The organism is Candidatus Goldiibacteriota bacterium (genome assembly GCA_016937715.1).
Lineage (GTDB): Bacteria > Oederibacteriota > PGYV01 > PGYV01 > PGYV01 > PGYV01.
The window spans coordinates 1-11,302 of the sequence record JAFGWA010000009.1; the positions used below are offsets into that span (position 1 = coordinate 1).

12 protein-coding genes are annotated in these 11,302 nt (G+C 43.9%); all 12 read left to right on the plus strand.

All coding sequences use genetic code 11. From position 1 onward, the window contains the following. The first annotated feature begins 276 nt into the window (after window positions 1-276). Complete coding sequence (locus JXR81_01540; GenBank protein ID MBN2753527.1) at window positions 277-1,251, plus strand: polyprenyl synthetase family protein; 975 nt, start codon at window positions 277-279, stop codon at window positions 1,249-1,251. 11 nt (window positions 1,252-1,262) lie between these two features. Further along, window positions 1,263-1,616 (plus strand): NADH-quinone oxidoreductase subunit A, encoded by a 354-nt coding sequence (ndhC, locus tag JXR81_01545; GenBank protein ID MBN2753528.1) that lies wholly within the window; start codon window positions 1,263-1,265, stop codon window positions 1,614-1,616. Then, window positions 1,607-2,113, plus strand: coding sequence for an NADH-quinone oxidoreductase subunit NuoB (gene nuoB, locus JXR81_01550; protein ID MBN2753529.1), 507 nt, complete (start codon window positions 1,607-1,609; stop codon window positions 2,111-2,113). The genes ndhC and nuoB overlap by 10 nt, the downstream gene beginning before the upstream one ends. Before the next feature lies 1 nt (window position 2,114). Beyond that, on the plus strand, window positions 2,115-2,573 hold the full coding sequence (locus JXR81_01555) for an NADH-quinone oxidoreductase subunit C (protein MBN2753530.1): 459 nt from the start codon (window positions 2,115-2,117) through the stop codon (window positions 2,571-2,573). A 2-nt stretch (window positions 2,574-2,575) separates the two neighbouring features. Beyond that, on the plus strand, window positions 2,576-3,709 hold the full coding sequence (locus tag JXR81_01560; GenBank protein MBN2753531.1) for an NADH-quinone oxidoreductase subunit D: 1,134 nt from the start codon (window positions 2,576-2,578) through the stop codon (window positions 3,707-3,709). Window positions 3,710-3,831: 122 nt separating this feature from the next. Continuing rightward, entirely contained in the window at window positions 3,832-4,815 is a 984-nt protein-coding gene (gene nuoH / locus JXR81_01565) for an NADH-quinone oxidoreductase subunit NuoH (protein ID MBN2753532.1), read from the plus strand. A 30-nt stretch (window positions 4,816-4,845) separates the two neighbouring features. Then, window positions 4,846-5,328 (plus strand): 4Fe-4S binding protein, encoded by a 483-nt coding sequence (locus tag JXR81_01570; GenBank protein ID MBN2753533.1) that lies wholly within the window; start codon window positions 4,846-4,848, stop codon window positions 5,326-5,328. A gap of 26 nt (window positions 5,329-5,354) precedes the next feature. Beyond that, a complete protein-coding gene (locus tag JXR81_01575; protein MBN2753534.1) occupies window positions 5,355-5,864 on the plus strand; it encodes an NADH-quinone oxidoreductase subunit J in 510 nt (169 codons plus the stop codon). Next, window positions 5,861-6,172, plus strand: coding sequence for an NADH-quinone oxidoreductase subunit NuoK (nuoK, locus tag JXR81_01580; GenBank protein ID MBN2753535.1), 312 nt, complete (start codon window positions 5,861-5,863; stop codon window positions 6,170-6,172). Before JXR81_01575 ends, nuoK begins: the two co-directional genes overlap by 4 nt. A 37-nt stretch (window positions 6,173-6,209) precedes the next feature. Beyond that, the gene (nuoL, locus tag JXR81_01585) at window positions 6,210-8,111 is read left to right on the plus strand and encodes an NADH-quinone oxidoreductase subunit L (protein MBN2753536.1); all 1,902 of its coding nucleotides are present in this window, start codon (window positions 6,210-6,212) and stop codon (window positions 8,109-8,111) included. After that, window positions 8,112-9,593, plus strand: coding sequence for an NADH-quinone oxidoreductase subunit M (locus JXR81_01590; protein MBN2753537.1), 1,482 nt, complete (start codon window positions 8,112-8,114; stop codon window positions 9,591-9,593). 1 nt (window position 9,594) lies between these two features. Next, window positions 9,595-11,022: an NADH-quinone oxidoreductase subunit N gene (locus JXR81_01595; protein MBN2753538.1), complete on the plus strand. Its 1,428-nt coding sequence runs from the start codon at window positions 9,595-9,597 to the stop codon at window positions 11,020-11,022. Window positions 11,023-11,302 lie beyond the last annotated feature (280 nt).

The following is an 11,302-nucleotide window of genomic DNA, read 5'->3' on the forward strand; positions in this document are numbered from 1 at the left end:
AAAAAATAAAGGCCCAAGATGTTGATGAGGGCTTTTTCTTTTTCCCAAGGGGAAAAAATAAAGGTCCAAGATGTTATAAATTTCAGCTGAAATATTAAATCTAGTCTGTTTCAACCCTTAAAATAAAGCGATTTTTAGAAAATTATCCAAAATAACCTTGACTTTTTTATCATTCGGTATAAAATATAAAAATATTTTTAATTCTGTACTTCATAAAACGGTAAAAACACGCAAAAAAGTGTTGGTTTTCAAAAAAATGTCATTCAAAGGCGATTAATGTTCAAAAATAAGGATATAAAACATAAGCTTGACCTTATTAATAGAAAGCTTGAAGCGGCGGCCAACAGCGACAGTAAGGGCGTAAAGTACCTTATGGAAAACATAGATTTATCCAAGGGGAAAAGGATAAGAGGGCTTTTGGTTCTTCTTACAGCGCAATTAAACGGTGAAAAAGACACCGACACAGCGGCGGATACGGCTGCGGCAATGGAACTTTTGCACCATGCAACGCTTATTCATGACGATATTCTGGATAATTCCGAAAAAAGAAGGGGTGAAAAATCCCTTTTTAAAATGGCAGGGTATCAGATGTCTGTGCTTGGGGGGGATTACCTTTTTGCCAATGCGGCAACCCTGCTTATAAAGCAGCAGAATCTTAAGCTTTATTCCGTTATGTTTGAAGGCGTTAAACAGATATGCGAAGGTGAAATTGACGAGGTATATAATAAGAATAACCCTTTAATATCTCCGAAACAATATTTTGACATTGTAAAAAGTAAAACTGCGTCACTTATACGGGTAAGCGTGCAGGCGGGCGCTGTTTTAGCCGGTATAAACGGTAAAAATTTTGCGCTGCTTTCAGATTTTGCAACTCAGGCAGGAATAGCTTTTCAGATAAAAGATGACATACTTGATATCACTTCCGACGAATCAGAACTTGGCAAGCCGGCGGGAAGCGATATTAAAGAAGGCAAGGCGACGCTTCCTTTAATAATGGCAATGCAGAACGCCGGCAAGGGAATAGAGACGGCGGCAATCTGCAGGGTGTTTGAAAACGGGAAAGCCGCTGAAAATTCAAAAAATATAATTGAATTTATTTATAAGTATAAAGGGGTTGAAGCCGCGGAAGAAGCGGCGGCAATTCACATAAAGTCGGCAAAGAAAAATTTAAGGGCGGTCAGCGTGAAAAACGCCGATGCTTTAAAACGCCTTGAAGAGATGGCAGCTTATATGTTTGACAGGAAAAATTAACGGAGGTAACCATGGAATACGGGACGCTTTTGGTCTTTCTTTTATTTTCAATTGTGTTCGTAGGCGGAGGCATTGCTGTAAATTATATTATAATGCCTCAGAAACCAAATGATGAAAAGAACGAAACATATGAATGCGGCATAGACCCAAAAGGGGATGCTGAAATAAGGTTTAATATGAGGTTTTATGTCTTCGCGTTAATGTATGTGATTTTTGCCGTGGAAGCGGCTTTTTTAATACCGTGGGCTGTCGTGTATAAATCCGTTTCCGGCTGGGCCCCTTTTGTGGAAGCTTTAATTTTTATATTAATCCTTGTCCTGGGGCTGGCTTATGCCTGGAAAAAAGGAGATCTTAAATGGGAATAATGAACGGTGTACCCGCAAGCGTTTTAAAGATACCGGGCGGGCAGATAATTACCACGTCAATTGACTGGATGTTAAACGAAGGCAGAAAGAATTCATTGTGGACTTTAACTTTTGGAATCAAGTGCTGCGCCATGGAAATGATGGCTGCAGGCGCGGCAAAATATGACTGGTCCAGGTTCGGTTTTGAAGTGCCCGCGGCATCGCCAAGAAGGGCGGATGTAATGATAGTGGCCGGCACCGTTGTAAAGAAAATGGCGCCTGTTATCAAAAGGCTTTATGAGCAGATGGCGGAGCCAAAATATGTAATAGCAATGGGCGCCTGCGCGGTATCCGGCGGCCCTTTTGTATATGATTCTTATTCGGTGATACACGGCGTGGATGAAGTGATACCGGTGGATATTTACCTTCCGGGATGCCCCCCGCGTCCGGAAGCGCTTCTTGATGCCCTTATAAAACTGCAGAAAAAAATATCATCACAATCCATAGTGAGGAAATAATATGACCACTCAGGAACTTCTTGAAAAGATAAAAGGCAAAATTCAGATAACGGAAAGCAAAGAAGACCTTGGCGTTTTAAATGTAATAATCGGCAAAGGCGGTTTAAAAAACACAATTGCCTGCCTTAAAAATGATTATGGTTTTGACCACATGAACTTTATGACGGCCATAGACAGGCCGGCGGAATCCTGCATAGAGGTAATTTACAGGCTTTATTCAAATGAAACAAAAGATTCAATTGTAATAAGGGTGAAACTGGACAGGGCAGAGCCAAAAGCGGACTCTGTCGCGGAAATTTTCAGGACTGCCGACTGGCACGAACGCGAAGCCGCGGAGATGTTCGGTATTGAATTTACGGGCCATCCTGATCCAAGGCGTTTTCTGCTGGATGAAGGCATTATAAACCCGTTAAGAAAAGATTTTACCCATCCCGATTTTAAACCAATGCCGAAGGTGTGATAATGGACAACTATTCAAACATTCCGGTGAATCTGGAAAAAACAGGCACAGAAGAATACATACTTAATATGGGGCCGCAGCACCCAAGCACCCACGGTGTTTTAAGGCTGGTCTTAAAACTTGACGGCGAAACAATAAAGGATATAGTGCCCGACCTTGGCTACGTGCACAGGGGGCTTGAAAAATTATTTGAAAACAGGACATACGGGCAGATAATACCGTATCTGGACAGGACAGATTACCTGTCGGCCATGAACAATGAATGGGCTTACGTGATGGCTGTTGAAAAACTGCTGGGAATAGAAGCGCCCGAACGCGCCCAGTACATGCGCGTAATTTTCGCGGAACTTAACAGGATAATGAGCCACCTTCTGTGGTATTCGGCGTATGGAATGGATATCGGCGCTTTAACGCCGCTTCTTTACGCGTTCCGCGAAAGGGAAGAAATTATAGATATGGTGGAAGCCGCCTGCGGCGGAAGGTTAACTCACAATTATTACAGGATAGGCGGTTTTAGGCAGGACCTTCCAAAAGGTTTTTTTGATATGCTGAAAAAATTTATATCGCATTTTAGTGATAAAGTGGATGAATACGAAGCGCTGCTTATTAATAACGTAATTTTTGTGAAAAGGGCGCAGGGTGTGGGTGTGCTTGCAAAAGACACGGCAATAAATTACGGCGTAACCGGCCCTAATTTAAGAGCGTCCGGTGTAAATATAGATATCAGAAAACAGGACGCGTACGGCGTATACGGCAAAATTGATTTTAAGGCGTGCCTGCGCGATAACGGAGATACATGGGACCGCTGCAAAGCAAGAATGGCGGAAATGCGCGAGTGCCTGACAATATTAAAACAGGCAATGGATATGATTCCCGAAGGCGAAGTGATGGCAAAAGTGCCAAAGTTAATAAAGCCGGCTGCAGGGGAAGTATATACAAGGGTGGAAGGCCCCAAAGGTGAAGTGGGTGTTTATCTGGTAAGCGATGGAACGGATAAACCATACAGGATGAAATTAAGGCAGCCGTCGTTCAGCAACTTATCAGTTATCAAAGAAATATCCGTAGGGCACAAGATAGCCGACCTGGTGGCTATAATGGGAAGCCTTGATATTATAATTCCGGAAATTGACAGATAATATAATTTTATAACAATAAAAAAAGAGGTACATAAGTGGACTTCAAAAAACTTTTATGGGATCTGTTTTACGATACAGGCAAACCGCTTTCACAGTTTTACGCGTGGGCGCATAATCTGTGGATGCAGACCGGGCTTCCGGGTTTTATTCTTGATGTATTTTTTCAGCTGGTCATAGCCGCCGTAATTGCGGCCTTTATCGCTTTAAACGCAATCTGGATTATATATTATGAAAGAAAGTTCGCGGCTCTTTTGCAGATAAGAAAAGGGCCAAACAGGGTGGGGCCTTTTGGGCTTTTTCAGACGGTTGCCGATACCGTTAAAATGCTTCTTAAAGAAGATATTAATCCGGATAAAGCTGATATTCTTACGTTCTGGGCGGCGCCCTTTATTGTTTTTGCCGCGTCATTCGGCGTCTTTCTTGTAATACCTTTTGGCAACGGGCTTATAGCTGGCGATATTAATATAGGCATATTATACGTGCTGGCGATAAGCGGGCTTGCGGTAATAGGTATTTTATCCGCGGGTTTTGGTTCTAACAGCAAGTACTCCCTGATAGGCGGCTTAAGGTCGGCCGCGCAGGTAATAAGTTATGAAATTCCGATGGTGTTAACTGTGCTTGCTGTTGTCATGCTTGCAGGTTCCTTAAAGATGAGCGATATTGTGGCGGCGCAGACAGGCAACCCTTTAAACTGGTATTTTATTCCGCAGATAATTGGTTTTGTTTTATTTCTTATAGCGGGCAACGCTGAAATAAACAGGGGGCCTTTTGACCTTCCTGAAGCGGAATCTGAACTTGTATCGGGTTTTATCACCGAATACTCCGGTATGAAATTTGCAATGTTCTTTCTGGCAGAGTACACAAACCTTTTTCTTACATCCGCGCTTGCGGCCACACTTTTTCTTGGCGGCTGGCAGGGGCCTTTTCTTCCTCCGGTAGTCTGGTTTATGTTAAAGACTTATTTTGTGGTCACTATCCTGATGTGGGCAAGGTGGACTTTCCCGCGCATAAGGGTGGACCATCTTATGGCATTTTCGTGGAAGATACTTCTTCCTATCGCGCTTTTAAACCTTCTTATAACGGCATTTTTAGTTAAAGTATTATAATCTGACGGAAGCAATCAGGGAGAAACAATAATGATAAAGTATATCAGCGAAATAATAAAAGGAATCATAAGCCTTATGCAGGGGCTTGGAGTCACATTAAAACACGCGTTTCGTAAACCCATTACCATGCAGTATCCGGAAGTAAAAGCGGACCTGCCCGTGCGCGTGCGCGGAAGGCTTGTAATGCCGCTTGACCCGGAAAAAAATGACAACAGGTGCACCGCCTGCAATTTGTGTGTTAAGGCGTGCCCGAATATGTCAGTTACCACTGAAAAAGTTGTGGAAGACGGCAAAGCAAAACCGAAGGCCGCGAAATACAATTATAACCTTGCCACCTGCATGTTCTGCAACCTGTGCGTTGAAGCGTGCCCGTTTGGCGCCATTATAATGTCCGAAGAATATGAACTTGCCACGCAGAATAAGTCTGACCTTATGATAGACCTTGTGGCGGAAAGATACGTATTAAAAGGCAAGAAAGAAAAATACTTTCTTTCCAAATATAAAGAAGAATAAATAAACGATACTTTAAGGAGAATGATATGGTTGAAACCATACTTTTTTACGGTTTTGCGGCCCTTATTTTAATCAGCGCGTTATTAATGGTTTTTGCGCCGAATATTTACCACAGCGCTTTGTTTCTGGCGCTGTCGCTTTTTGGCGTGGCGGGAATTTACGTGGTTTTAAATTCATATTTTCTTGCCGGTATTCAGGTGCTGGTGTACATAGGCGCGGTGGTTGTGCTTTCGCTTTTTGTAATTAACCTTACCCGCAGAATAATAGAAGCGGATTCGGACCAGCACAATGAACAGCTGCTTCCGGCGGTTATAATTTCCGCGCTTACCGCTTTCCTTATAATAAGCGCGGCTTTAAAAACAAACTGGGGCAAAATGATTGCCCACAGGGTGGCGCAGGATAATACGGCGCTTACCGGACGGCTTTTGCTTAATGAATTTGTGGTTCCTTTTGAAGTGGTATCTGTCCTGCTGCTGGCGGCTTTGATAGGAGCCATAGCAATTGTGGCAGGGGACAAAAAGGGGGCGGCTAAATGACCATTACACTTGCGCATTATGTGGTTTTAAGCGCGCTGCTTTTTTCAATCGGCATGATAGGCGTGCTTACAAGAAGAAATGCCATAGGAATTTTAATGTCGCTGGAACTTCTTTTTAACGCGGCTACAATTAACATGGTGGCGTTTGCCAAATATGTAACTCCGCAGGAAATAACCGGCGATATATTTACAATATTCATAATTGCCATTGCCGCGGCGGAAAGCGTGCTTGGCCTTGCCATAATACTGGCGCTTTTCAGAAAAAGGGAAACAATAAACGCCGACGAAATGAACATAATGAAATACTAATGATAAAATTTAATACGATAATACGGAGGAATAACCTGTGGAACAATTAAACGTGCTTGGGCTTGCAATACCGGCCCTGCCATTACTGGCGTTTCTTGTAATAACGGCTATAACGGTAAAACATAAAATGCTCAGCGCCGTGATATCCGTATGCTGTATTTTTCTTTCTTTTTCAATTTCTGTTTATCTGTTAATCCTGCAGCTTAAAGCGGGCCACGGAGCGTACCATGAATTTTCATTTCCGTGGCTGTATCTTGGCGACGTGAAAATGAGCCTTGGAATACTTATTAACCCGTTAACCACTGTAATGCTTATTGTGGTGACAACGGTCAGCATGCTTGTGCAGGTGTATTCAATAGGGTATATGAAAGGGGATTATGCTTTTTCAAGATTCTTCTCGTATATATCGTTGTTTTCGTTTTCAATGCTTGGTGTGGTTGTGGCCAACAACCTTATACAGATGTATATTTTCTGGGAACTTGTGGGGCTTTGTTCATATCTTCTTATAGGTTTCTGGTGGTTTAAACCGGAAGCCGCTGAAGCTTCCAAAAAAGCTTTTGTGGTGACAAGGTTCGGCGATTTTGGATTTTTAATCGGCATACTTATCCTTTCATATATAACAGGCACTTTTAATTTCGCGGAAATTCAGGCGCAGATAACAGCCGGTGTTTTATCGCCGGGCATGCTTACATTGATAGCCCTCTTATTATTCAGCGGCGCTGTCGGCAAAAGCGCGCAGTTTCCGCTTCACGTCTGGCTGCCCGACGCCATGGAAGGCCCCACTCCCGTTTCCGCGTTAATTCACGCGGCTACAATGGTGGCAGCGGGAGTCTTTATGGTGGCGAGGCTGTTTGGTATTTTTTCCGCGTCTCCGCATGCAATGCTTGTCATTGCCTACCTTGGCGGCTTCACTGCAATCTTTGCCGCGACAATCGCGCTTACGCAGAATGACATAAAAAGGGTGCTTGCGTTTTCCACGTTAAGCCAGCTGGGCTACATGATGCTGGCGCTGGGAATAGGCGGCTACACGTCGGGAATGTTTCACTTAACCACCCACGCGTTTTTCAAAGCGCTTTTGTTCCTTGGCGCGGGTTCGGTGATACACGCTGTTCACACAAATGATATTCAGCTGATGGGCGGATTACATAAAAAGATGCCCATAACATCAATTACTTTTTTAATAGCGTCGCTTTCAATCGCGGGAATATTTCCGCTGTCAGGTTTCTGGAGCAAGGATGAAATACTTGTTAATATAATGGAATCGGGGCACATGGGGCTGTATTACGTTGCGGCAGCCACGGCTTTTTTAACGGCTTTTTACATGTTCCGCCTTTACCTGATGACCTTTACGGGTAAACCGCGCGACGCGCACGCTTATGACCACGCGCACGAATCGCCTTTGACGATGACAATACCTTTAATGATACTGGCAGTGCTGTCTATAGTAACGGGGCTTGCCGGCATACCGGGTAAAGAGCAGAGCGTTTATAACTTTTTATTCTTCGGCGCGCACCCGCACGAAACCCACTTTAACATGGGCGTGGCTTTGTCATCCAGCGCCATTGCCGTATCCGGAATTCTGCTGGCGCTTTTGATGTACTCTTTTGGCGTTATAAAACCGGAAGCGGTAAAGAAAGCATCCGGCCCGCTTTACAAACTTTCCTATAATAAATATTACATAGATGAGATATACATGTTTTTCATCAAGAACGGATTTTTTGTTATCGCTTCCGCAATCAAGTGGTTTGACAGGCACGTGGTGGATGGCGCCGTTAACCTTGTGGCGTTTTTGTGCAGGTGGGCCGGAAGCAAGTTAAGGCTTACTATAAACGGCGGGGTTCAAAGTTACGCGCTGATAATATTCGGCGGGCTGGTGCTTATAGCGGCGGTTTTTGCCGTATGGAATCCGGACGCACTGAAGCTTTTGGGAGGCAGATAAATGGCAGAGTTTCTTGGCACAATACCTTTTCTTACAATAATTTACCTTATGCCGCTATGCGCGGTTATTGCGCTTTTCTTCATTCCGGGAAGTAATCATAAAGCGGTTAAAATTGTATCGCTTGTGTTCTCCGTGATTTCATTCATTTTTTCCGTAATACTGTTTATTTCATATGATTACAAAAAGGGCGGGCTTCAGTTTGTGGAGCGTATGGACTGGATACCCTCTATAGGCGTTAATTACTTCATGGGTGTAAACGGAATCAACGTGGCGCTTGTGCTTTTAACGGGGATAATAATCACCGCCGGCATACTTGCAAGCTGGGACTTAAACAACAGGCCTAAAGAATTTTTCATACTGCTTTTGACGCTGACAACCGGCGTTTATGGCGTGTTTATGACGTACAACCTTTTTCTTTTCTTCTTTTTCTATGAAATCGCAGTTTTGCCCATGTACCTTCTTATAGGCATCTGGGGAACAGGGGATAAGGAATACGCGGCGATGAAACTGACTTTATATCTGCTTGTGGGTTCCGCCCTTATACTTGCGGGCCTTCTTGGTATTTACTTTGCCACCGGCATGCACACTTTTGATTTTGATAAAATTGAAAAGTTCGCGTTTGACCCAACGTTCCAGAAAATTTTCTTCCCGATACTTTTTGTGGGCTTTGGCATATTGGCCGCACTGTGGCCGTTTCACACCTGGTCGCCGGACGGACACGCCTCCGCGCCCACGGCAGTTTCCATGCTGCACGCGGGAGTCCTTATGAAACTGGGGGCATACGGGTGTCTTATAATTCCTGTCTGGCTGTTTCCGATAGGCGCAAAGTTCTGGCTGCCTGTTGTGGCTTTAATGACGCTTGTTAATATCGTGTACGGCTCCTTCGGCGCTGTAAAACAGACGGATTTAAAATACATTGTCGCTTATTCCAGCGTAAGCCATATGGGTGTAGTGCTTTTAGGTATTGCCGGAATGAATTCGGTGGCGTTAAGCGGCGCAGTTTTTCAGATGGTATCTCACGGTATCATGACGGGGCTGTTTTTCGGATTAATAGGCATGACATATGGAAGGACGCATACAAGGGATATTCATAAAATGCACGGGCTTGCCAAAGTAATGCCTGTGCTTGCTGTATTCTTTGCCATGACAGGGCTGTGCTCGCTTGGGCTTCCGGGGCTGTCCGGTTTTGTGGCGGAACTGACAACCTTTGTCGGTGTTTATAAAACCTTTCCATTGCTCACCATAATTTCGGTTATCAGTATTGTCGTAACCGCTTTCTATGTGTTAAGAGTTGTTCAGATAGTTTTCTTAGGGCCTATTGACGCGGAATATAAAGATTTAAAGGACGCCAAATTTACGGAAATTGCATCGCTTTCCATACTGATGTTTTTTATAGTGCTGTTTGGTGTTTATCCTTTTTACATGATGGAACTTATTCACAGTTCTGTACTGCCGATAGCGGCAAAAATAGGAGGTATGTAAATTGAATATCTCGTTACTAAGCCACGAATTCGCCCTTGCGGGAGTCGCTTTTCTTATATTCATTCTTGACCTTTTTGGAGCCGGTAAAAAAACAACAGGCCGCGTTTTTACTTTTTCAATGCTGGCTATGCTTGTATATGTTATTCTTTCAAGAAAAGACGGCGTTATGTTAAACGGCGCTTACGCCGCGGACGGCATTTCATGGTTTGCCAAGATTGTTTTTCTTTCAGGCGCGTTTTTAACAGGGATGCTTTCCGTTGATACCCTTAAATTAAGCGATAAAAGGGCGGGGGCGTATTATTTTCTTTTAGCTTCTTCCACGCTTGGGATGATGTTTCTTGCTTCGTCAAAAGAATTAATAACGCTTTATGTATCCCTTGAACTTGCCACAATAAGTTTGTACGCACTTGCCGCCATTTACAGGGAAGAGGCGCTGTCCCTTGAAGCGGGTATTAAATACCTTATCCTTGGCGCGGTGTCGTCGGGCATTCTGCTTTATGGACTAAGTCTTATATACGGCATGACAGGCACCACATATCTTGACAGAATATTATTCTATACTTCGGCCAACGGTTTTCAGCCCGTATTTGTGCTGGCTGTAATAATGGTTATACTTGGAATTGGTTTTAAGCTTTCAATGGTGCCCATGCACGTATGGACGCCGGATGTATATCAGGGGTCGCCCACGCCTGTTACGGCTTTTATTTCCGTGGCATCAAAGGCGGCGGGGTTTATTTTTGCCATAAGGCTTCTTTCGTACACGCTTATTAAAGCGGGATTTGTGTGGGAGCCTATCCTGGCAATTTTGGCGCTGCTTACCATGACTATCGGTAACTTAATTGCTATTCCGCAGAAAAACATTAAACGTCTTCTTGCGTATTCGACAATATCACAGGCGGGATTCTTGCTTGTAGGTTTTATCGGCGCGCCGGTAATAGGCGTAAGTTCGGTTTTGTTTTATCTTCTTGCGTATACGGTAACCAATATTGCCGCTTTCGGCGTGGTGGCTGTTTTTGAAAAGTCAACAGGTTCCAACGAAATTGACGATTACGCGGGGCTGGCGCAGACGCAGCCTGTAATGGCATTAACTCTTATGGTGGCATTATTATCGCTTGCCGGAATTCCGCCCCTTGTGGGATTTGCCGGAAAAGTGTACTTGTTCTACGCTGCAATGGAAAAAGGGTATCTATGGCTGGTAATTGCCGGCGCTTTAAACAGTACCATTTCGCTTTATTATTACCTGTTAATCCTGAAAAGGATGTATATATGGGATAAAAGCAAGACTTCAACCCTGCCAAAAGTACATGTTCCCGCAATGGTAACGGCTGCGCTTATTATCTGCTGCACGGCCATGCTGGTATTGGGAATCATGCCGGGCTTTGTAATTGACATAACCAACGCGGCCGCAGAAGGCATGTTCAGGCCGTAAAAAATATCGAATTAAGCTATAGGCAGATAAGCATAAGCGAAAATGTAACGTTTTAAAACTTCCGCTTCTGCTTAACTGTCTTATGCTTAATTGCTTATCTATCCTCTTCGCGGGTTTGTTTTGGGTGTTTGTAATTGTCTTTACCAGGCATCAAAGCTTCCACGCATCTAAGCCTCTGCAATTGTTAAAAATGATTGTAACCGCAAAGTGATAATGTCCTAAATATGCAAAATAGAAATGTCCTATTCCAAGGCGTGGTAGCATAGAAATACGGAGGTGC

What these genes read in the sequence shown, in the direction of transcription:
- JXR81_01560 (MBN2753531.1), top strand. Translation starts at nt 2,576, where the DNA reads ATGGACAACTATTCAAACATTCCGGTGAATCTGGAAAAAACAGGCACA.
- JXR81_01555 (MBN2753530.1), top strand. Translation starts at nt 2,115, where the DNA reads ATGACCACTCAGGAACTTCTTGAAAAGATAAAAGGCAAAATTCAGATA.
- nuoH (MBN2753532.1), top strand. Translation starts at nt 3,832, where the DNA reads ATGCAGACCGGGCTTCCGGGTTTTATTCTTGATGTATTTTTTCAGCTG.
- ndhC (MBN2753528.1), top strand. Translation starts at nt 1,263, where the DNA reads ATGGAATACGGGACGCTTTTGGTCTTTCTTTTATTTTCAATTGTGTTC.
- JXR81_01570 (MBN2753533.1), top strand. Translation starts at nt 4,846, where the DNA reads ATGATAAAGTATATCAGCGAAATAATAAAAGGAATCATAAGCCTTATG.
- JXR81_01575 (MBN2753534.1), top strand. Translation starts at nt 5,355, where the DNA reads ATGGTTGAAACCATACTTTTTTACGGTTTTGCGGCCCTTATTTTAATC.
- JXR81_01540 (MBN2753527.1), top strand. Translation starts at nt 277, where the DNA reads ATGTTCAAAAATAAGGATATAAAACATAAGCTTGACCTTATTAATAGA.
- JXR81_01590 (MBN2753537.1), top strand. Translation starts at nt 8,112, where the DNA reads ATGGCAGAGTTTCTTGGCACAATACCTTTTCTTACAATAATTTACCTT.
- nuoB (MBN2753529.1), top strand. Translation starts at nt 1,607, where the DNA reads ATGGGAATAATGAACGGTGTACCCGCAAGCGTTTTAAAGATACCGGGC.
- nuoK (MBN2753535.1), top strand. Translation starts at nt 5,861, where the DNA reads ATGACCATTACACTTGCGCATTATGTGGTTTTAAGCGCGCTGCTTTTT.